A 20,554-nucleotide genomic window follows, 5' to 3' on the forward strand; every position below is an offset into this window, starting at 1 on the left:
TCGCAGGAGTGGCGCGCAACTTGCTTCTTTCTTAACCTGCCTTGCTGGCGTTTCTTGTCGACATCTTGGGGAAATCGAATGCGTTTTGTGTCTTTCAGGCCCGCGACCTCAGTCCTCGCCGCCACCGCGCTGTTGCTCATCGCCACCGCGCCTTCGCAGGCACAAACCAGGGCGGAGACGTTGCGCTACGTCACGGGCTCGGCGGTCAATACGCTCGATCCCAACATCCCCGGTTCGACGCGCGAATCCTTCGCGCTGAGCATGAGCACGTACGATCGGCTGGTGGCGTTCGGCCGCAAGCAGCTCAACGGCAAATGGGTGTTCGATCTCGACACGATCACGGGCGAGCTCGCCGAATCCTACGACGTCAGCCCCGATGGCCTGAAGCTCACCTTCCGCCTGCGCAAGGACGCAAAATTCCAGGACGGCTCGCCGGTCACGGCGGAAGACGTCAAATGGTCGCTCGATCGCTGCGTGACCGCGCCGATCCTCGGCAAGGCGCAGCTGCTCACGGGCTCCCTGACCTCGGCCGACCAGTTCAAGGTGATCGATCCTCTCACCATCGAAGTGACGCTGCCCAAGCCCGACAAGCTCGCGCTGCCTAATCTTGCCACCGTCTATCCCATGATCATCAACTCGAAGGTCGCCAAATCCCATGCGGCGGCGGATGATCCCTGGGCCACCGCATGGCTGAAGGAGCACACCGCCGGCAGCGGCGCCTATGTGGTCGAAACCTTCAAGCCGGGCGAGCAGGTCATCCTCAAGCGCGACGAGGCCTGGAATCGCGGCTCAGCCAACAAGCCGGCGTTCTTCAAGCGCGTGATCGTGCAGTCCGTGCCGGAGCCGGCGACCCGTGCCAATCTGGTCGAGCGCGGCGACGCCGACCTCGTGGTCGACCTCCAGGCCAGCGACGTGCAGTCGCTCGAGGCCAAGGGCAAGCTCAAGGTGGTCTCGACGCCGCAATACAATGCGATCACCTATGTCTCGATGAACAACCAGATGCCGCCGTTCGACAACGTCAATGTGCGCCGCGCCATCGCTTACGCGCTACCCTATGACGACATGTTCAAGGCCGCTCTGTTCGGCCGCGGTGCGCCGCTGTTCGGTGCGACCTGGCCGGACGGCAAGCCGCTGAACGGCATCTATCCGTTCCAGCAGCCGGTGAAGCTCGACCTCGACAAGGCGAGGGAATATCTCAAGGCCGCCGGGCTTCCCGAGGGCTTCTCGACCACCTTCAGCTTCAACGTCGGCCAGTCCTCGACGGCGGAGCCGATGGCGGCGCTGGTCAAGGAGTCTCTCGGCAAGATCGGGATCAAGGTCGACATCCAGAAGCTGCCGGATGCGCAGATGTCGACGCAGATCAACGAGAAGAAGCTGCCCTTTTACACCGAAGGCATCGTCGCCTGGCTGCCCTCGACCGACTACTTCTACCGCAACTTCTACACCGGCAATCAGCGCTGGAACTACAGCTCGATCAACAATCCCGATCTGGCTGCGATCGCGCAGGAAGCTCGCTTCGAGCCGGATAAGGCCAAGTACGAGGAGGCCGGCCGCAAGCTCAACGCGATGCACGCCGATCTGATGCCGCAGATCATGCTGTGGCAGCCGAACCAGGATGCGGTAATGGCGGCGTCGGTCGAGGGCTACACCTACGAGTTCCACCGCCAGGTCGACTATCGCGACGTCAGCCGCAAGTGATAGCGTCAAGCGAAGGGAGCTCTGACAGGTGACGACCGGTCTTCGTGCAACATTGCTACGGGCGGGCAGGCGGCTTTTGTCGTCGCTGCCGGCGCTGTTCGGTGTGCTGGTCTTCACCTTTCTGCTGATGCGCGTCCTGCCGGGGGATCCCGCGGTGTTCTTCGCCTCGGGGCCCAACGCGGGCAAGGAGGAGATCGAGCAGATCCGCAAGCAGATGGGGCTCAACAGGCCGGTGCCGGAGCAGCTCGTGTTCTATCTGTCCGACATCGGCCACGGCAATCTCGGGCGCTCCATGATGACCGGGCAGCCGGTGCTGAAGGATCTGCGCGAACGGCTGCCGGCTTCGCTCGAGCTCACCTTCACGGCGCTCCTGATCGCGCTGATCGCGGCGGTGCCGCTCGGCGTGCTCGCGGCGCTCAGGCCGGGATCGATCGTCGATCACGGCGTGCGGCTGTTTTGCGCGCTCGGCGTCTGCGTGCCGACCTTCGTCTCGGGCCTGCTGCTGATCTATGTCTTCTACTATCTGCTCGGGCTCGCGCCTGATCCGACCGGACGGATCGACGTCTTCACCTCGCTGCCGCCGCAGCGAACCGGCTTCCTGTCGATCGATTTCCTGCTCGCCGGTGATGTCGAGGGCTGGTGGGCGGCCTGCAAGCAACTGATCCTGCCGGCGGTGAGCATGGCGCTGTTCGTGATCGCGCCGCTGGCGCGGATCACGCGGGCCTCGATGCTGGTGTCGCTCGGCAGTGATTTCGTGCGCACTGCGCGCTCGGTCGGGTTGTCGTGGCACAAGGTGGTCGTCACCTATGCGCTTCGGAACGCGATCCTGCCCGTCATCACCATCGCCGGCATCGTGTTCTCGACCATGCTGGGCGCGAATGTCCTGGTGGAGAAGGTGTTCTCCTGGCCGGGCGTTGCCTCCTACGCGCTCGATGCGCTGCTGTCCTCCGATTATGCGCCGGTGCAGGGTTTTGTGCTGCTGATGGCCAGCCTGTTTGTGCTGGTCAATCTGGTGGTCGACATCTGCTACGGCATCGCCGATCCCAGGGTGTCGATCGAATGACCAGTGCAACTCTCCGCCATTCGGTCTGGATCCTGCGCGGCAATCCGCTCACCGGCGTCGCCGCAGCCGGCGTTGCGCTGTTCGTCCTGCTTGCGATCTTCGGGCCGTGGATCGTGCCCTATGATCCCGTGGTCTCCAATGTCTCGGAGGCCTTGCAGCCGCCGAGCGCGGCGCACATCGCCGGTACGGATCAGCTCGGCCGCGACGTGTTCAGCCGCCTCGTCATCGCGGCACGGCTCGATCTCGCGATTGCGGTCTCGGCGGTCGGCATCTCCTTCGTGATCGGCGCGGTCGTCGGCGCGTTCTGCGGCTATGCCGGCGGTAGGCTCGATCGCGGCGTCGGCCGCTTCGTCGACGTGATGATGGCCTTTCCGCTGTTCGTGCTGGCGATGGCGATGGTTGCGGCGCTTGGCAACCGCATTGAGAACATCGTGATCGCGACCGCGATCATCAATCTTCCGTTCTACATCCGCTTCGCGCGCGCCGAGGTCAACGTCCGCCGCAATGTCGGCTGGGTGGAGGCCGCGCGCGCCTGCGGCGAGAGCCATTTCTCCGTGGTGTTACGCTTCCTGCTGCCAAATATCCTGCCGGCGATGGCGGTGCAGATTTCGCTCAATCTCGGTTGGGCCATTCTCAATGCTGCCGGCCTGTCCTTCATCGGCCTTGGCGTCAAGCCGCCGACGCCGGAATGGGGCATCATGGTCGCGGAGGGCGCGCGCTTCATCTCGACCGGGCGGTGGTGGCTGGTGGCCTTTCCGGGCCTTGCGCTGATGATGGCCGTGCTGTGCTTCAATCTCCTCGGTGACGGAATGCGGGATATTCTCGATCCCCGGATGCGCACATGAGCGAGCAGCTGCTGGGGATCGACGACCTCCACGTCGCGTTCTCGACGCGGCGTGGCATGGTCGAGGCCGTGCGCGGGGTGACGCTCTCGGTCGAAAAGGGCGAGATGCTCGGCCTCGTCGGCGAGAGCGGCTCGGGCAAGTCGGTCACGGGCTTTGCGACCACACGGCTGCTGGATGCGGCCGGGCGCGTCACCGGCGGAAAAATCCTGTTTCGCGGCCAGGACGTGACGAAGCTCAGGGGCGACGACCTCCGTCATCTCCAGGGCGCCGCGATGTCCATGATCTTCCAGAATCCGCGGGCGGCGCTGAACCCGATCCGGACGATCGGCCTGCAGATCGCGGATGCGATCCTCACCCACAAGCGCATCTCGAAGGAGGCCGCGCGCGCCGAAGCGCTGGATTTGCTGCGCGCGGTCCAGATCCGCGATCCCGAGACGCGGATGAACGCCTATCCGCACGAGCTCTCCGGCGGCATGTGCCAGCGCGTCATGATCGCGATCGCGATCTCCTGTAATCCGGCGCTCCTGATAGCGGACGAGCCGACCACCGGCCTCGACGTCACCACGCAGAAGGTGGTGATGGACCTGCTCGCGGACATCGCCGCGGCGCGCGGCATGGCGACGATCCTGATCACGCATGATCTCGGGCTTGCCGCTCGCTATTGCCGCCGCATCGCCGTCATGGAGCGCGGACGCATCGTCGAGGAAGCGAGCCCCAGAACGCTCTTCACCGCGCCGCAGCATGCCTATACCAGGCGGCTGGTGGCGGCATCGCCGACCGCGACATCCCGGATCGAGGACCTCGTGACGGAGGAGGAGCGGGAGCGCCATGCGACCGTCGTCAGCAGGCCGAGGCAGGAGCTCGCGCATGGCACGCCGCCGCTGCTGGAGGTGCGCAAGCTGGCAAAACGTTTCGACCAGGGCGCTGCGGCGGTGGCGGACTTCTCGATGACCATGGCCGGCGGCGAGAGCGTCGGGCTCGTCGGCGAGTCCGGCTCCGGCAAGAGCACGACCTCGCGGATGATCTGCCGGCTGATCGACCCCAGCGAAGGCGATATCGTGTTCGACGGGCAGTCGATCGGCCACGTCGCGGCGCGCGATTTCCACCGCTCTCCGCTCCGCAAAGACATCCAGATGGTCTTCCAGGACCCGAACGAGAGCCTCAACCCGCGCTTCACGGCTTTTGACTGCATCGCCCATCCCCTGATGCGGCTCGACGGCATGCGCGCGGGCGACGCGCTGCGCAAGCGGGTGGAAGAATGTGCGGAGCGCGTGGGTCTGCCGCTCGATCTGTTGCCGCGCTTTCCGCACCAGCTTTCCGGCGGCCAGAAGGCGCGCGTCGGGATCGCCCGCGCCATCGCCTGCCGGCCGCGGCTCCTGGTGCTGGACGAGCCGACCGCCGCGCTCGACGTCTCGGTGCAGGCGGTGGTGCTGCAACTGCTCGACCGGTTGCGGCGCGAGAACGACATCGCGCTGCTGTTCGTCAGCCACGATCTCAACGTCGTCCGCATGCTCTGCGACCGCACCATCGTGCTGCGCAATGGCGGCATCGTGGAGCAGGGGGAGAGTCGGGCACTGTTCGATAATCCGAAGACGGACTACACGCGCAAGTTGGTCGAGGCGATTCCGCATATCGAGACCGGGCCGGCGCTGGCGGCTGCTCTTTGACGCCTGGGCGAGCCAAAATGGTGGTGAGATCCCGCTGGCGAAGGTCCGGTTAGTGGCATACCATTTGCACGCCAATGGGCTCTGGTTTCACCTGCCTTTGGCCAACGATGGCCGGCATCACGGCATTACTGGGAGGACTTCATGGATCGCAGGACCGTATTGAAGGGACTGGCTGGCGCGGGCGGTCTGGCATTGACCGGCATCTCGGCCCCGGCGATCGCACAAGGCGCATCGGCCCGCACCCTCCGCTTCGTGCCGCAGGCCAATCTCGCCAATTTCGATCCGATCTGGGGCACGCAATATGTCGTGCGCAACGCGGCGGCGCTGGTCTGGGACACGCTTTACGGCATCGACGCGCAGCTTCAGCCGCAGCGTCAGATGGTCGAGTCCGAGGAGACCTCCGACGACGGCAGGACCTGGACGTTCAAGCTGCGTCCAGGTCTCAAATTCCATGACGGCGAACCGGTGCTGAGCAAGGACGTCGTCGCCAGCCTGTCGCGCTGGGCCGCGCGCGACCCGATGGGCCTGATGATCCTTGCGATCCAACAGGAATTGACCGCCGTCGATGACCGCACCTTCAAATGGGTTTTGAAGCAGCCCTTCCCGAAGATGCTCTATGCGCTCGCCAAGAACAACGCACCGTGCTCCTTCATCATGCCCGAGCGCATCGCGAAGACCGACCCGTTCAAGCAGATCACCGAATATGTCGGCTCGGGACCGATGAAGTTCGCCAAGAGCGAATGGGTCCCCGGTGCCAAGTCGGTGTTCGAGAAGTTCGCCGATTACGTGCCGCGGCAGGAGAAAGCATCGTGGCTCGCCGGCGGCAAGCAGATCCTGGTCGATCGCGTCGAGTGGCTGGTGATGCCGGATCCGGCCACTGCGGCCGCCGCCTTGCAGAACGGGGAGGTCGACTGGTGGGAGAACCCGATCGCCGATCTTGTGCCCGTGCTGAAGAAGAACAAGAACATCAGCGTCGATATCGGCGATCCCCTCGGCAATATCGGCTCGTTCCGCATGAATCATATGTTCGCGCCGTTCAACGACGTGCGGGCGCGGCGCGCGGTGCTGATGGCGCTGAGCCAGGAAGACTACATGCGCGCGATCGTCGGTGACGACGATGCGCTGTGGAAGTCGCTGCCGGGCTTCTTCACGCCGAATACGCCGCTCTACAGCGAGCTTGGTGGCGAGATCCTCAAGGGCAAGCGTGATTTCGACGCCGCCAAGAAGCTGCTCGCCGAGAGCGGCTATTCCGGCCAGCCGGTGACGTGCCTCGTCGCGCAGGACCAGCCGATCACCAAGGCGCAGGGCGACGTCACCGCCGACCTCCTCAAGAAGCTCGGCATGAATGTCGACTTCGTCGCCACCGATTGGGGCACGGTCGGCTCGCGTCGCGCGGCGAAGACGCCGCCGGGACAGGGCGGCTGGAACATGTTCCACAGCTGGCACGCCGGCGCCGACTGCATCACGCCCGCCGCCTACACCGCCATCCGCGCCAATGGCGAGAAGGCCTGGTTCGGCTGGCCCAACAGCCCGAACACCGAGAAGGAGATCGTGACCTGGTTCGACGCCAAGAATCTCGAGGAAGAGAAAGCGGCGATCGGGCGGGTCAACAAGTCGGCGCTCGATGACGTCGTCTATGCCCCGACCGGCTTCTTCCTGACCTACACGGCATGGCGCAAGAACGTCTCCGGCATCACGAAAGGGCCGCTGCCGTTCTTCTGGGGCGTGTCGAAGTCCGCATGATCGTGCGTTGAGGCCAGATGCTCTCCTACATCCTCCGTCGCATCGTCGCGACCCTGCCAGTGATGGCGATCGTTGCGTTGTTCGTGTTCAGCCTGCTCTATATCGCGCCGGGTGATCCCGCCGTGGTGATCGCAGGCGACCAGGCAAGCCCGGAGGATGTGGAGCGCATCCGCCAGAGCCTCGGCCTCGACCGGCCCTTCCTGATCCAGTTCGGAAGCTGGGTCTGGCGCATCCTGCATGGCGATCTCGGCACCTCGATCTTCACCAACCTGCCGGTCTCGACCATGATCGGGCAGCGGTTGGGGCCGACGCTGTCGCTGATGATCATCACGCTGCTGCTGACCATCGTCGTCGCCGTGCCGCTCGGCGTGGTGGCGGCGTGGAAGGCCGGCAGCCTGATCGACCGCGCGATCATGGCCTTCGCCGTGTTCGGCTTTTCGCTGCCGGTCTTCGTCGTCGGCTACATGCTTGCGTATATCTTCGCGCTCGAGCTCGAATGGCTTCCCGTGCAGGGCTATACGCCGCTGAGCGAGGGGTTTTGGCCGTGGCTGCAAAACCTGATCCTCCCCGCGATCGCGCTCGGCTGTGTCTACATCGCGCTGGTCGCGCGCATCACCCGTGCGACCATGCTCGAAGTGCTGCAGCAGGATTATATCCGCACCGCGCGCGCAAAAGGCCTCGGGCAGGGCGGCATCCTGTTCATCCACGCGCTCAAGAACGCGGCGGTGCCGATCGTGACCGTGATCGGGATCGGCATCGCGCTGCTGATCGGCGGCGCGGTCGTCACCGAAAGCGTGTTCGCGATCCCCGGCCTCGGCCGGCTCACGATCGACGCGATCCTGCGCCGAGACTATCCCGTCATCCAGGGCATCGTGCTGCTGTTCAGCTTCGTCTACGTCCTCGTCAACCTGATGATCGACGTCACCTATACGCTCGTTGACCCGAGGATCCGCTATTGACCGATACGACCCTCAATCCGCAATCGCTGCCGGCCGGCTTCGTTCTCGCGCCGCAACTGCCTGAAATCCAGCGGCCGGTCAGGATCCGGCGGGGCTTCATCGGGTTGCTCCGCGGCCATCCCACGGTCGCGATCGGTGGCGCGCTGCTGTTGACGCTGGTTCTGATCGCGGTCTTTGCGCCGTATCTCTGGACGGTCGATCCGACGGCACTCGCGCCCGCCAAGCGCACACGCGCGCCGTCGGCGCTTTACTGGTTCGGCACCGACGTGTTGGGCCGCGATATCTATTCGCGCGTGATGTTCGGCGCGCGGGTCTCGCTCACGGTTGGCCTGTCTGTTGCGATCCTCGCGTCCGCGGCGGGGCTTGCCATCGGCATCGTCTCCGGCTTCGTTCGCTGGGCCGACGGCATCCTGATGCGCTTCATGGACGGCCTGATGTCGATCCCGCCGATCCTGCTCGCGATCGCGCTGATGGCGCTGACGCGCGGCAGCGTCGGCAACGTCATCCTGGCCATCACCATCGCCGAGATCCCGCGCGTCTCGCGCCTCGTGCGCAGCGTCGTGCTATCGCTGCGCGAGCAGCCCTATGTGGACGCGGCGATCGCCTGCGGCACGCGCACGCCGATGATCATCCTGCGCCATATTCTGCCCAACACGCTGGCGCCGATGCTGGTCCAGGCAACTTATATCTGCGCCAGCGCCATGATCACGGAGGCGATCCTCTCCTTTATCGGTGCCGGTACGCCGCCCACCATCCCGTCCTGGGGCAACATCATGGCCGAGGGCCGCGCGCTGTGGCAGGTCAAGCCCTACATCGTGTTCTTTCCGGCGGCGTTCCTCTCCGTCACCGTGCTCGCCGTGAACCTGCTCGGCGACGGCCTTCGCGATGCGCTCGATCCGCGCATGGCCAAGAGCCTGTGATGTCGAGGGGTTGATCGCGATGGCTTTGCTCGAAGTCGAGAACCTCCAGACCCACTTTCGCACGCCGGGCGGTATCAACCGTGCGGTCGACGGTGTCTCCTTTCATGTCAACGAGGGCGAGACGCTCGCCATCGTCGGCGAGTCCGGCTGCGGCAAGTCGGTGACCTCGATGTCCTTGATGCGGCTGATCCCGGAGCCGCCGGGCAGGATCGCCGGCGCGATCCGCTTCGCGGGCCGGGACCTGCTGCAACTGTCCGACCGCGAGATGCGTGCGATCCGCGGCAACGATATCTCGATGATCTTCCAGGAGCCGATGACGAGCCTCAACCCGGTCCTCACCGTCGGCCGTCAGATCCGCGAGACGCTGATGATCCATCAGGGTCTCGACAAGCAGGCCGCGGAGGCGCATGCGATCGAGATGCTGACGCTGGTCGGTATTCCCGAACCGAAGCGGCGCGTGCGCGAATATCCTCATCAGCTCTCCGGCGGCATGCGCCAGCGCGTGATGATCGCGATCGCGCTGGCCTGCAATCCAAAGCTCCTGATCGCGGACGAGCCGACCACCGCGCTCGATGTGACCATTCAGGCGCAGATTCTCAAGCTGATGCTGGACCTCAAGCGCCGGGTCGGTGCGGCGATCATCCTGATCACCCACGATCTCGGCGTCGTCGCCGAGATCGCCGAGCGCGTCATGGTGATGTATGCCGGCCGCAAGGTCGAGGAGGCGCCGGTGGCCGAGCTGTTCCGTTCGCCGCGTCATCCCTATACGCAAGGCCTCCTCGGCGCAGTGCCGAAGCTCGGTTCGTCGCTGGCCGGCACCACGACGCGCCTTGCCGAGATTCCCGGGCAGGTGCCCGATCTCAGAAAGCCGATCACCGGCTGCGTCTTCGCCGGGCGTTGTGCGCTCGCGACCGATCTGTGCCGGCAATATGCGCCGGGACTCGAAGAGAAGGGTCCTCGTCACATCGCCGCCTGCCACTACGCCGCCAAGGGAGCGGTCGCGGCATGAGTCCTCCGCTGCTCCAGGTCAACGACCTCAAGAAACATTTTCCGGTCAACAAGGGCCTGTTCGGGCGACAAACCGAATGGGTCTATGCCGTCGACGGTGTCTCCTTCGAGATCGCGAAGGGCGAGACGCTGTCGCTGGTCGGCGAATCCGGTTGCGGCAAATCCACGGTCGGCCGCGCCATCTTGCGCCTGTTCGACATCACCGCAGGGCAGGTGATCCTCGACGGCCAGCGTATCGACGACGCACATCCGAGCACGATGCGCCAGATGCGCCGCCGCATGCAGGTGGTGTTCCAGGATCCGTTCTCGAGCCTCAACCCCCGCATGCGCGTGCGCGACATCCTGGCCGAGCCGATCCGGAATTTCGGCCTGGCGAAGTCCGCGACCGATCTCGAAACGCGCGTGACGGCGCTGATGGACACCGTGCGCCTGCCGCGTGAGGCGCTGAACCGCAGGCCGCACGAGTTCTCCGGCGGCCAGCGCCAGCGCATCGGCATCGCGCGGGCGCTCGCGGCCGAGCCTGAGCTGATCGTCTGCGACGAGGCCGTCTCCGCGCTCGACGTCTCGGTCAAGGCGCAGATCGTCAATCTCTTGCAGGATCTCCAGCGCGAGTTCGGCCTCGCACTGCTGTTCATCAGCCATGACCTCGCAATCGTCGAGCACATGACCCACCGCGTCGCGGTGATGTATCTCGGCAAGATTGTCGAAGTGGCGCCGCGCCGCGAGATATTCGCAGCGCCGAAGCATCCCTACACGCAGGCGCTGCTCTCCGCGGTGCCGCTGCCCGAGCCCGGCGCCCAGCGGAATCCGATCATCCTCAAGGGCGACGTGCCAAGCCCGATCAATCCTCCGCGGGGATGCCGCTTCCACACCCGCTGCCCGCTGGTGTTCGACCGCTGCCGCACGGAGGAGCCGACGCTGCGTGCGATCGGACCCGAGCAGTGGGTGGCGTGTCACCTCGAAGACGGTGCGCCGGCGACGGCTTGATAGCCGCCGCCGCGCGCCGATCCCGACCTACTCGACCGTGACAGCCGTGACCTGGACCCAGTCGTTGCCGTCGAACTTCTGCACCACCAGCCGCTTGAACGGGACATAATTGTCCGGCGTCGTGCTGTAGGTGGTGCCAGGCAGCAGTGAGGGCGCCGGGACGTTGTTCAGATGCGTCGCCTGGTACAGCAGGTTCTCGCGCGTCAGATTGTCCCCGCAGGCCTCGATGATTTTCCCCATGATGTAGGCGAAGGAATAGACGGCAAAACCGATCTCGTTCTTGGGGTCTTCGTTGGGAAGATACTTCTTCATGAAGGCCTGATAGGCGACGACATCAGGATCCTCCGCCCATTTCGGGCTCGACACCTGCTTGTAGGGCGTTGCCGCGATGATACCGGTGACGGAATCGAAGCCTGCGGCCTCTAGGAATTGCCGGCCGACCGACGGGCTGACGACGAGCTGCAGCGGCTTCCAGTCGAGCTCGAAGGCCTTCTTCATCGACTGCGAGGCGGCCTTGCCGAGCGAGACGTTGAAGAACACGTCGGCGCCTGACGATTTGAGCTGTGCGACCTGCGAGTCCATCGTGGGATCGGTCAGCTCGTAGGTGACCTCCTTGACGATTATGGTCGAAGCCTTGTCGCCGAGTCCTTTCTTGAAGCCGGAGACGTAGTCGCGGCCGAAATCGTCGTTCTGCATGAGGATCGCGACCTTCGCGTCCGGCTTCACCGACAGCAGGTACTTTGCGAGGATCTCGCCCTCGGTGCCGTAAAGATGGAATGCCGGCGTCGACCATTTGAACGCCTTCGGCTGGTTCCACTTGTTGGCGCCGGTCGAGACCAGCAGCTGCGGAACGCCCTTGCTGTTGAGATATTTCTGCACGGAGGACTGCGCTGCGGTCCCGGACGAGCCGAACAGTGCGAGCACGCCGTCGCTTTCGACCAGCTTGCGGGTCTGTTCGACGGTCTTGGGCGGCGAGAAGGCATCGTCGAGCGAGATCAGATTGATCTTGCGGCCGTTGATGCCGCCCTTCTCCTCGTTGAGCATCTTGAAATAGGCGACCTCGGTGCGGCCCTGGATGCCGTGGACCGACAGCGGGCCGCTATAGGGCATGGTCTGGCCGAGCTTCACCTCGGTATCCGAGGCGCCTTCGTCGTATTTCTTCTCGGCGGCATTCGCGCCTGTGACGAAGAGGAGCCCGGCGGATAAGACCGCCATCGCCGACAACAATCTCTTCATTTCATCCTCCCGATCGTGTTTTGTTATTCACCCTCATCCGGGTGCACTTGCCTTTGCGGCGAGTTCTTCGCGGAGCTGCCGCTTGACGATCTTGCCGCTCGCCGTGCGCGGCAGCTCCTCGGTGCGGATGTCGATGTGGACGGGCAGCTTGAAGGCGGCGAGCCTCGGGCGCAGGTGCTCGATCACCTGGTCCGCAGTCAGACGTGATCCGGCCTTGGCGCGCACGACGGCGCCGACGAGCTCGCCGAGCACGCGATCGGGGATGCCGACGATGGCGGCCTCGAAGATGTCGGGGTGCGCGAGCAGGGCGTCCTCGATCTCGACGCAATAGACGTTCTCGCCGCCGCGGATCAGCATGTCCTTGGCGCGGTCGAGCAGATAGACGAAACCTTCCGCGTCCATCCGGACGATGTCGCCGGTGCGGTACCAGCCGTCGCGGAACGCGGCTGTGGTCGCCTGCGGATTGTTCCAATAGCCCTTCACGACGTTGCCGCCGTAGATTTCGAGCTCGCCGATGGCGCCCACGGGCAGAACGTTTCCGGCGTCGTCGATGACGCGCAAGTCGCATCCGGGAACGGCGGGCCCGACGGAATCCGGGTGCGCGAGATAGTCCTCCGCCCCGTTCGACGTCGAGACCGAGGAGGTCTCGGTGGCGCCATAGCCGGTGCCGCCGAACCTGCCGGGGAACAGCGCTGCGACCTTGCGGGTCAACTCCGGCGATGCGGCGGCACCGCCGTAGGAGAGACCTTCGAGGCTCGACACGTCGCGCCGTTCGAAATCCGGCGATTCCAGCAACTGCCACGTCATCGACGGTACGCCGGACATGCCGTTGATGCGCTCGCGCTCGATCAGCTCAAGCGCTGCTTCCGCGTTCCACTTGTACATCAGCACGATCTTGGAGCCGTTCGCCAGCGCCGGGATCATGATCGAGTGGCATCCCGTGACATGGAAGAACGGGACCGGAAGCAACACCGCTTTCTGCACGTTCGGCGGCGCGGGCAGGGGATCGCCGCGCCGGATCGCCGCACGCGCGCCCGAAAACGCGATGTTCACGAGGTTGCACATGATGTTGCGATGCGTGCCCAGCGCGCCCTTGGAGCGACCTGTGGTGCCCGACGTGTAGAGGATGGTCGCGTCGTCGTCGGGATGGACGTTCCGATCGGGCGGCGCGCGGTCTAGCAGGGCGCCGTATCGCGACGGCGGCCCGATCAGATCCTCCAGCGCGGTCGTTTCGCCCCGGGTCTCGGGCGCAGCTCGCACCGCGATCAGAGCGGCAGCGTGATCGGCCGTGAGCGATTTGAGGCGCGCCAGCCGCTCGCCGTCAACGATGGCCACGTTCGCGCCGGAATCGCGCAGACCATAAGCGAGATCGTCCCCGGTTCCCCAGGCATTGAGCGGCACTGCGATCGCGCCGATGATCGTCGCTGCCCAGAATGCGATCGGCCATTCCGGGAAGTTCCGCATGGCGATGGCCACGCGGTCGCCCTTCTTCACGTCGAAATCATCGGCAAGCCACCACGCCAGCGCGGATGCCGCGCGATAATGTTCGGCAAAGGTGAGACGTTCGTCCTCGAAGACGATGAAGGTGCGGTCGCCCCACGCCTTGCTGGCCTCGAAGATCGCACGGAGATCGCGGTGGGCCTTCTTGTAGGCGCGAATGGGGCGCCCCGCGACGGTGATCGTCTCCATCTCGAACGGTGCGCCGGGAGCGGTGAGGATGCGATAGGTTTCGTCGAGCGAGACCGCCGGCCATTCGCGTCGCTCGCTTGTCATGAGAGCAATCTGCGAGGCGAGGCCACGAGTGACGGCATGCGCTTCCCTCCGCTGAACACGGCTTGTCGAGCACCGAGCGTTGTTGGCGCGACGCAATCCTCGAAGCGCGTCAAGAGCTTGGGTGATGCGGAAGAGTCTGACTTGCGCTGACTTGCTGGCGAGCCCTCACCAAAGCGGGAGGGGTGATATGCAGCCGGCGGCTGGTCGACGCGAAAGCGCGCCGTCGCGGTCAGCCGCGGTGCGTTTGGATTGCATCAGGTCTGGATCGAGACGCGCAGGACGGCCATCCTGCGACGATGCCATTATCCCCGTGTTTTGCCCGACGGGTCAAATCCGTTTGTCCGTGAAAATTCGTAAGTCAAAACAACGCCATCTCTACTGTGCATGGGGTTGTTTTCGAGCTTCTTGTTTTGAGCGCTCAGTTCTTTTCCGACCAATCAGCCCTGACGGCGCAAGAAACCTGTTATCGTGACTTTCTCCCAGATGCCGGCCGCCGCAAACGGATCGGCGCGGTTGAAGGCTTCGATTTCGGTGCGGCCGGGAGCCTCGATCAGGAACAGGCTGCCGATCATGCTCTCGCCGTCGTCGGAGACGAGCGGCCCCGACATCACGATCTTGACGCCGAAGCGCGAGGTGTCGCTCAGGAAAGCCTTGTGAGCGTCGTAGTTGGCGAGCCGCGTCGGCAACGCGCCGCTGCGGTCGAGGGCGTGAATGGCGAACAGCATGGTGTCTCCGTTTTCTTGGTTCGGTTCTTGGGACGGCCGCGAGCGCGGCCGTCCGGATATGTCGTGATCGGCCGACTTACTTGGCGCCGAGCTTGCCGGCGTCCTCGAAGGTCGGGCAGGTCCGCTGTTCCAGCGGCACGTCGAACGGCTGGTAATTGTCCTTGGTGATGACGGTCGGTTTCAGCACGATCTCGTTGATGACCGGCTGGTTGCGCAGGGAGCGGATCGCCATCATGGTGCCGAGGCATCCCTGCGCAAATCCGTTGTAGTCGCCGCTTGCGAGCAGCTTGCCGGACTTGATCGCGTCGATCGCCTCCTTGGTGCCGTTGATGCCGATCACCTGGGCCTTGCGGTTGGCGCCGTCGAGTGCCTCGATTGCGCCGACTGCCATGGCGTCGTTGGCGGCGAGCACGCCGTCGATCTGCGAATTCGACTGCATCAGGTTTTCCATCACCTGGAGCGCCTGCAGCCGCTGGTAGTTGCCGGGCTGCGAGGCCAGCAGTTTTGCGCCGGGCGTTTCCTTCAGCGCGTCGTTGAAGCCGCGGACGCGGTCGACATTGGTCAGCGAACCCTTGACGCCCTCGATGATGACGATGTTGCCCTTGCCGCCCAGCGTCTTGAGCAGGAAGCGCGCCGTCTCGAGCCCGAGGCTGTAGTCGTCGGCGCCGACGAAGGAGAGGAATTTGCCGCCCGCCGAGCGGTCGGTGATGTTGACGACCGGGATCTTGGCTTCGTTGATCTTCTCGACACCGGGCACCATCGCCTTGTAGTCCACCGGCGTGAACACGATGGCGCTCGGCTTCTTCACCACGACATCCTCGATCTGGCTGAGCTGCTCGGGGATCGAGTCCGGCTTGGTCGGGATGTACTGAAGCGTCTTCGCGTTCAGCGTCTTCGCCATGTTGTCGGCGCCGACCCGCACCGTCTGGAAGAACGGGTTGGTCTGGTTTTTGGTGAAGACGGCGATGGTTTCGCCGTCGGCGCGCGCCTCCGTGGTGAGCGTAGCCGCCATCAGCAGCGGCAGCGCCAGATAGCCCAGTTTCCGTGTCATGTTGCCTCCATCCCTCATTTTGCTTGTTGGAACTCTAGAAACTCATTGCGCGCGGCGGCGGGTCTTCATGTCGAGCCAGACCGCGAGAATGACGATGATGCCGGTGACGAGCGGCTGCCAGTTGGCGCTGACCGACAAGAGGTTCATGCCGTTCAGCACCAGCGTCAGGATCAGCGCGCCGATGAAGGTGCCGAACACGGTGCCGACACCGCCGAACAGCGAGGTGCCGCCGATCAGCACGGCCGCGATCGCGGGCAGTGTCAGGCTTTCGCCGATGTCGGCCTCGGCCGAATTGAGCCGCGACAGGAAGATGATCGAGGCAAGGCCCGCCATGGTGCCTGATACCGCGTAGACCAGCAGCAGGCGCCGCGCGACCGGAATGCCGGAGAGTCGGGCCGCGACCGGATTGGCGCCGATCGCATAGATCTCCTGGCCCCAGATCGTTCGCTGCGCAAACAACGTCCCGATCCCGAGGAACACCAGCAGCAGATAGACCGGGATGGGCAGCCCGAACAGATAGCCGCTGCCGATCTGGCGGAAGCCTGCCGGGAAGCCGTGCAGCGTCTCGCCCGCCATGTACCAATAGGTGAGGCCGTTCAGCACCCAGAGCATGCCGTAGGTGGCGATGAAGGAGGGGATGCGCAGCGCGGTGACCATGATGCCGTTGAGGAGGCCGACGAGGCCGCCGCAGGCAAGCCCGGTGAGGATGCCGAGCGCCGGCGATCCCGTCTTGTGGATCACGGTGCCGGCGATGCAGGCCGACAGCGCGACATTGGCGCCGACGGAAAGGTCGAGGCCCGCGGTCAGCACCACCAGCGTCAGGCCGGAGGCGATGAAGAAGGTCAGGCTTGCTTGTCTCAGCACATTGAGGATGTTGCCGAGGCTCAGGAAGGAATCGCTGAGCACGGCGAGCACGGCGCAGATCAGCAGCGCCGCGAGCAGGCGATAGAACACCTGGACGGCATCCTGCGACAGGAACGAGCGGGGCGGCATCATCGCCTCTTTGGAGATGTCGGTCATGCGCGGCTCCTGAGGCCGTCGAGGAACAGGGCAACGATGACGAGGACGCCGACGCTTGCGACCTGCACCGAAGAGGGCATCGAGATCAGGTTGAGCCCATTGCGCAACACGCCGACGGCGATCACGCCGAGCAGGGTACCGAGCAGCCAGCCATTACCGCGCTCGAACGAGGTGCCGCCGACGGCGACAGCCGCGATGGCATCGAACTCGAGCCCGAGGCCTGCGGTGGGATGACCGGAATTCATGCGGGCGGTCATCAGCAGGCCCGCAATGCCGGCCATGGCGCCCCCGATCGCGTAGACCGCGATCAGCAGTCGGTTCGGCGAAAGACCGGCATAGCGCAGCGCCTCACGGTTGCCACCGAGCGCGAAGATGTAGGTGCCGAAGCGGGTGTGGTAGAGCAGGCCGTGGAAGGCCGCGTAAGTTACCAGCGCCATCACGATCGGAACCGGCACGCCCAGAAGCGTCGCCGAGTAGATGTCGCGCACGCTGTGGGGGATACCGACCACGCTCTGGCCGTCGCTGACGATCAGCGACAGGCCCTGCGCCATGCCGAGCGTGCCGAGTGTCGCGACGAAGGGCGGGATGCCCAGGATCGCGACCAGCCAGCCATTGGCGACGCCGAAGGCTGCGCCGACCAGCAGGCCGGCGCCGAGCCCCAGCAGCATCGACTTGGTCGCGAGCGACACGATGGCGACGCAGAGCGAGGTCAGCGTCAGCACCGCGCCCATCGACAGGTCCAGCCCCTCGGTCATGATGATCAGGGTCATCGGCAGCGCGAGCATGGTCAGGATGGTCGACTGCACCAGCACGTTGGAGAGGTTGGCAACCGACAGGAAGCCGGGCGCGATCGCGCTGAACAGCGCGATCAGCAGCACCAGCACGATGGCAACGCCGGGAATGCGTTGCAGCGGATTGGGCTCTGAGACGACCGCGGCTTCACGCATGATGCATCCCCAGTCGCACGATGTTCTCCTCGGTCAGCTCGTTGCGGGTCAGGTGTCCGGCGATGCGGCCCTCGCGCATCACATAGGCGCGGTCGCAGACGTGGCAGATCTCGACCTGCTCGGACGAGATCATCAGCGCCGCCGCGCCTTCCGCGACGAGACGGTCGATCAGGGCAAAGATCTCCGATTTGGCGCCGATGTCGATGCCCCGCGTCGGCTCGTCGAAGATGAAGAGCTTTGAGCCGGCCGCCAGCCACTTGCCGATGACGACCTTCTGCTGATTGCCGCCCGAGAGCAGGCCGACGGTCTGGCGTGCACTTGGTGTGGCAATGCGCAGCTGCCGGATCAGGCCGTCGGAGGTGCGTTGCGCGCCGCGCTGGTCGAACAGGCCGCTTGGGAACAGTTTGCGCAGCGCCGACACCACGAGATTGTCGCTCACCGAGCGCAGCAGCGCGAGACCTTCGCTCTTGCGGCTCTCCGGGATCAGCGCGATGCCGCGGCGGGCGGCGAGGTCGGGCTCGCCGGACATGCTCTTGCCGTCGAAGATGATCTCGCCGGAGCTGACGGGATCGGCGCCGAAGATGGCGCGGGCGACCTCGCTGCGGCCGGAGCCGACCAGACCGCACAAGCCGACGATCTCGCCCCGGCGCACCTCGATATTGATGTCGGAGATGCCGGTGGACGCGCTCAGGCCCTTGACCTCAAGCAGCAGCTCGCCGGGCTTGTCGGCAAAAGTGCGCGGATAGGTCATGTCGACGTTGCGGCCGACCATCATGCGGACGAGCTGGTCCGGCGTGACGTCGGCAGGGCGCACGCCGTCGATGCGCCGCCCGTCGCGCAGCACCGTGATGCGGTCGCCGAGCGCGAACACTTCGGCCATTCGGTGGGAAATGTAGACGATGGACACGCCGTCGGCCTTCAGCCGCGCGATCAGCGCAAACAGCAGCTCAGTCTCTCGGTCCGACAGCGCGGCTGTCGGTTCGTCCATCACGAGGATTCGGGCGTTCTGGCTGATCGCCTTGGCGATCTCGACCATCTGCTGCTGTGCGACACCGAGCTTGTCGACGGTGGTGGAGGGATCGATGTCGAATCCGATCGTATCAAGCACGCGCTTCGCATCGGCCAGAATCTTGCGGCGGTCGAGGGTGCCGGGAATGCGGCCCTTCGGCTCGCGGCCAAGGAAGATGTTCTGGGCGATATCGAGATAGGGGACCAGCGAGAATTCCTGGAAGATCACGGCAATGCCGAGCTTCTGCGCATCCGCGGTCGAAGAGATCGCGACCTTGTCGCCCTTGTAATAGAACTCGCCGGCATCGGCGCGGTAGGCGCCGCAAAGCACCTTCATCAGGCTCGACTTGCCGGCGCCGTTTTCACCGAGCAGCATATGAACTTCGCCCGGATAGACCGCGAAGGACACGTCATCCAGCGCCTTGACGCCGGGAAACTCCTTGCTGATGCCGCGCAGTTCCAGCAGCGGCGTGGGCTCGGAGGGCTGAATGGCCAATGCGGCGTTGCTCATGCGCGCGCTCCGCTCGCAAAGATCTTTCCGGGGTTCATCAGACCATTCGGGTCGAGTGCGGTCTTGATGGATCTCATCACATCGACGGCCTCGCCGAGCTCGTCGGTGAGATAGTCGATCTTGCCGAGCCCGATGCCGTGCTCGCCGGTGCAGGTGCCGTCCATGGCGATGGCGCGGGCGACCATGCGGGCCTGCAGCGCCTTCGCGCCTTCGGCTTCGTCCGGCTTTGCCGGATCGATCAGGATCAGCATGTGGAAATTGCCGTCGCCGACATGGCCGACGATGGGTGCGGTAAAACCGTGCTCGTCCGCATCGCGCCGCGTCTCGGTCAGGCATTCCGCCAGCCGCGAGATCGGCACGCAGACATCGGTGATCACGGCGCGTGCGCCGGGCCGGAGGCCCAGGCCGGCATAAAGCGTGTTGTCGCGGGCGTGCCAGAGCCGGCTGCGGTCCTCCGGTGCTTTCGCCCAGGCAAAGCCGTGGCCGCCATGGTCGGCGGCGATCGCCTGCGCGGCTTCGGCCTGCTCGGCGACTGACGTCTCGGAACCATGGAATTCGAAGAACAGGGTGGGCGCCTCGCGATAGCCGAGCTTGGCGTAGGCGTTGATGCCGCGCATCATGACGTCGTCGAGCAGCTCGATGCGCGCCACGGGGATCGCGGACTGGATCACGGAGATCGCGGTGTCCACGGCATCGTGCAGGGTGTCGAAACTGCAGACCGCGGCCGAGATCGCCTGCGGGACCGGGTGCACCTTCAGCGTGATCTCGGTGATGATGCCGAGCGTGCCTTCCGCGCCGACGAACATGCGGGTTAGATCATAGCCCGCGGCTGATTTCCGCGCGCGTTTGGCGGTGCGGATGATGCGGCCGTCGGGCAGCACCACTTCCAGCGCCATGACGTTGTCCTTCATGGTGCCGTAGCGCACCGCCATGGTGCCGGAGGCGCGCGTCGACGTCATGCCGCCGATCGAGGCGTCCGCGCCGGGGTCGATCGGGAAGAACAGGCCTGTATTGCGCAGCTCCGCATTGAGCTGCTTTCGGGTAATGCCGGGCTGCACGACCACATCCATGTCGCTGTCGTGCACGTGGAGCACCTTGTTCATGCGCGCGAAGTCGAAGCAGACCCCGCCGGCGACCGCGGCCGCATTGCCTTCGAGCGAGGTGCCGGCGCCGAAAGGCACGATCGGCATGCCCGCGCTCGCGCAGAGCTTGACGATCTCCGCGACCTCCTGCGTCGTCTCGGGGAAGACGACGATATCGGGCGGCAGGCTCTGATAGTGCGATTCGCTCTGCCCGTGCTGATCGAGCACGCCGCACGCAACGCTCGCGCGCGGGCCGATCATGCCGGTGAGGCGATCGGCCAAGATGCTCGTGCTGACCCGCGGTCCCATCC

17 protein-coding genes are annotated in these 20,554 nt (G+C 65.0%); 9 read left to right on the top strand and 8 right to left on the bottom strand.

The window, feature by feature from the left end:
• The first annotated feature begins 78 nt into the window (after positions 1-78).
• The 9 genes from NLM25_RS16260 (at position 79) to NLM25_RS16300 (ending at position 10,890) form a co-directional block, all read left to right on the top strand.
• Positions 79-1,698 (top strand): ABC transporter substrate-binding protein, encoded by a 1,620-nt coding sequence (locus NLM25_RS16260; RefSeq protein ID WP_254137623.1) that lies wholly within the window; start codon positions 79-81, stop codon positions 1,696-1,698.
• A gap of 28 nt (positions 1,699-1,726) precedes the next feature.
• Positions 1,727-2,761, top strand: a complete 1,035-nt coding sequence (locus NLM25_RS16265) for an ABC transporter permease (RefSeq protein ID WP_254137624.1) — start codon at positions 1,727-1,729, stop codon at positions 2,759-2,761.
• On the top strand, positions 2,758-3,606 hold the full coding sequence (locus tag NLM25_RS16270; RefSeq protein ID WP_254137625.1) for an ABC transporter permease: 849 nt from the start codon (positions 2,758-2,760) through the stop codon (positions 3,604-3,606). The genes NLM25_RS16265 and NLM25_RS16270 overlap by 4 nt, the downstream gene beginning before the upstream one ends.
• Positions 3,603-5,273, top strand: a complete 1,671-nt coding sequence (nikE, locus tag NLM25_RS16275; RefSeq protein ID WP_254137626.1) for an ABC transporter ATP-binding protein — start codon at positions 3,603-3,605, stop codon at positions 5,271-5,273. Before NLM25_RS16270 ends, nikE begins: the two co-directional genes overlap by 4 nt.
• Positions 5,274-5,414: 141 nt before the next feature.
• On the top strand, positions 5,415-7,016 hold the full coding sequence (locus tag NLM25_RS16280; protein WP_254137627.1) for an ABC transporter substrate-binding protein: 1,602 nt from the start codon (positions 5,415-5,417) through the stop codon (positions 7,014-7,016).
• A 17-nt stretch (positions 7,017-7,033) separates the two neighbouring features.
• Complete coding sequence (locus NLM25_RS16285) at positions 7,034-7,975, top strand: ABC transporter permease (protein ID WP_254117921.1); 942 nt, start codon at positions 7,034-7,036, stop codon at positions 7,973-7,975.
• The gene (locus tag NLM25_RS16290; protein ID WP_254137628.1) at positions 7,972-8,895 is read left to right on the top strand and encodes an ABC transporter permease; all 924 of its coding nucleotides are present in this window, start codon (positions 7,972-7,974) and stop codon (positions 8,893-8,895) included. The genes NLM25_RS16285 and NLM25_RS16290 overlap by 4 nt, the downstream gene beginning before the upstream one ends.
• Before the next feature lie 19 nt (positions 8,896-8,914).
• The gene (locus tag NLM25_RS16295) at positions 8,915-9,904 is read left to right on the top strand and encodes an ABC transporter ATP-binding protein (protein WP_254137629.1); all 990 of its coding nucleotides are present in this window, start codon (positions 8,915-8,917) and stop codon (positions 9,902-9,904) included.
• Positions 9,901-10,890, top strand: a complete 990-nt coding sequence (locus tag NLM25_RS16300; protein WP_254137630.1) for an ABC transporter ATP-binding protein — start codon at positions 9,901-9,903, stop codon at positions 10,888-10,890. Before NLM25_RS16295 ends, NLM25_RS16300 begins: the two co-directional genes overlap by 4 nt.
• Before the next feature lie 27 nt (positions 10,891-10,917).
• Here NLM25_RS16300 and NLM25_RS16305 read toward each other — a convergent pair whose 3' ends face one another.
• From NLM25_RS16305 to NLM25_RS16340, 8 genes are all read right to left on the bottom strand, one after another.
• Positions 10,918-12,126, bottom strand: a complete 1,209-nt coding sequence (locus tag NLM25_RS16305) for an ABC transporter substrate-binding protein (RefSeq protein WP_254137631.1) — start codon at positions 12,124-12,126, stop codon at positions 10,918-10,920.
• A gap of 33 nt (positions 12,127-12,159) precedes the next feature.
• Positions 12,160-13,899 (bottom strand): class I adenylate-forming enzyme family protein, encoded by a 1,740-nt coding sequence (locus tag NLM25_RS16310; protein ID WP_254137632.1) that lies wholly within the window; start codon positions 13,897-13,899, stop codon positions 12,160-12,162.
• Between the two features lie 437 nt (positions 13,900-14,336).
• Positions 14,337-14,624 (bottom strand): YciI family protein, encoded by a 288-nt coding sequence (locus NLM25_RS16315; protein WP_254137633.1) that lies wholly within the window; start codon positions 14,622-14,624, stop codon positions 14,337-14,339.
• A 76-nt stretch (positions 14,625-14,700) separates the two neighbouring features.
• On the bottom strand, positions 14,701-15,675 hold the full coding sequence (locus NLM25_RS16320; RefSeq protein ID WP_254117928.1) for a sugar ABC transporter substrate-binding protein: 975 nt from the start codon (positions 15,673-15,675) through the stop codon (positions 14,701-14,703).
• A 42-nt stretch (positions 15,676-15,717) separates the two neighbouring features.
• Positions 15,718-16,695, bottom strand: coding sequence for an ABC transporter permease (locus NLM25_RS16325; RefSeq protein ID WP_254137634.1), 978 nt, complete (start codon positions 16,693-16,695; stop codon positions 15,718-15,720).
• Positions 16,692-17,642 carry an ABC transporter permease gene (locus tag NLM25_RS16330; RefSeq protein WP_254117930.1) on the bottom strand — a complete coding sequence of 317 codons (951 nt, stop codon included), beginning with the start codon at positions 17,640-17,642 and terminating at the stop codon, positions 16,692-16,694. The genes NLM25_RS16325 and NLM25_RS16330 overlap by 4 nt, the downstream gene beginning before the upstream one ends.
• Positions 17,635-19,161 carry a sugar ABC transporter ATP-binding protein gene (locus tag NLM25_RS16335; protein WP_254117931.1) on the bottom strand — a complete coding sequence of 509 codons (1,527 nt, stop codon included), beginning with the start codon at positions 19,159-19,161 and terminating at the stop codon, positions 17,635-17,637. Before NLM25_RS16335 ends, NLM25_RS16330 begins: the two co-directional genes overlap by 8 nt.
• On the bottom strand, positions 19,158-20,552 hold the full coding sequence (locus NLM25_RS16340; protein WP_254137635.1) for an FAD-linked oxidase C-terminal domain-containing protein: 1,395 nt from the start codon (positions 20,550-20,552) through the stop codon (positions 19,158-19,160). The genes NLM25_RS16335 and NLM25_RS16340 overlap by 4 nt, the downstream gene beginning before the upstream one ends.
• Positions 20,553-20,554 lie beyond the last annotated feature (2 nt).

Origin of the sequence: Bradyrhizobium sp. CCGB01 (assembly GCF_024199795.1) — a bacterium.
GTDB lineage: Bacteria > Pseudomonadota > Alphaproteobacteria > Rhizobiales > Xanthobacteraceae > Bradyrhizobium.

Bases quoted from the DNA above. Each gene is read 5' to 3' on its own strand.
- NLM25_RS16285 (WP_254117921.1), top strand. From the start codon at position 7,034: ATGCTCTCCTACATCCTCCGTCGCATCGTCGCGACCCTGCCAGTGATG.
- NLM25_RS16270 (WP_254137625.1), top strand. From the start codon at position 2,758: ATGACCAGTGCAACTCTCCGCCATTCGGTCTGGATCCTGCGCGGCAAT.
- NLM25_RS16335 (WP_254117931.1), bottom strand. From the start codon at position 19,161: ATGAGCAACGCCGCATTGGCCATTCAGCCCTCCGAGCCCACGCCGCTG.
- NLM25_RS16315 (WP_254137633.1), bottom strand. From the start codon at position 14,624: ATGCTGTTCGCCATTCACGCCCTCGACCGCAGCGGCGCGTTGCCGACG.
- NLM25_RS16330 (WP_254117930.1), bottom strand. From the start codon at position 17,642: ATGCGTGAAGCCGCGGTCGTCTCAGAGCCCAATCCGCTGCAACGCATT.
- NLM25_RS16320 (WP_254117928.1), bottom strand. From the start codon at position 15,675: ATGACACGGAAACTGGGCTATCTGGCGCTGCCGCTGCTGATGGCGGCT.
- nikE (WP_254137626.1), top strand. From the start codon at position 3,603: ATGAGCGAGCAGCTGCTGGGGATCGACGACCTCCACGTCGCGTTCTCG.
- NLM25_RS16300 (WP_254137630.1), top strand. From the start codon at position 9,901: ATGAGTCCTCCGCTGCTCCAGGTCAACGACCTCAAGAAACATTTTCCG.
- NLM25_RS16295 (WP_254137629.1), top strand. From the start codon at position 8,915: ATGGCTTTGCTCGAAGTCGAGAACCTCCAGACCCACTTTCGCACGCCG.
- NLM25_RS16260 (WP_254137623.1), top strand. From the start codon at position 79: ATGCGTTTTGTGTCTTTCAGGCCCGCGACCTCAGTCCTCGCCGCCACC.
- NLM25_RS16325 (WP_254137634.1), bottom strand. From the start codon at position 16,695: ATGACCGACATCTCCAAAGAGGCGATGATGCCGCCCCGCTCGTTCCTG.
- NLM25_RS16280 (WP_254137627.1), top strand. From the start codon at position 5,415: ATGGATCGCAGGACCGTATTGAAGGGACTGGCTGGCGCGGGCGGTCTG.
- NLM25_RS16310 (WP_254137632.1), bottom strand. From the start codon at position 13,899: ATGACAAGCGAGCGACGCGAATGGCCGGCGGTCTCGCTCGACGAAACC.
- NLM25_RS16340 (WP_254137635.1), bottom strand. From the start codon at position 20,552: ATGGGACCGCGGGTCAGCACGAGCATCTTGGCCGATCGCCTCACCGGC.
- NLM25_RS16305 (WP_254137631.1), bottom strand. From the start codon at position 12,126: ATGAAGAGATTGTTGTCGGCGATGGCGGTCTTATCCGCCGGGCTCCTC.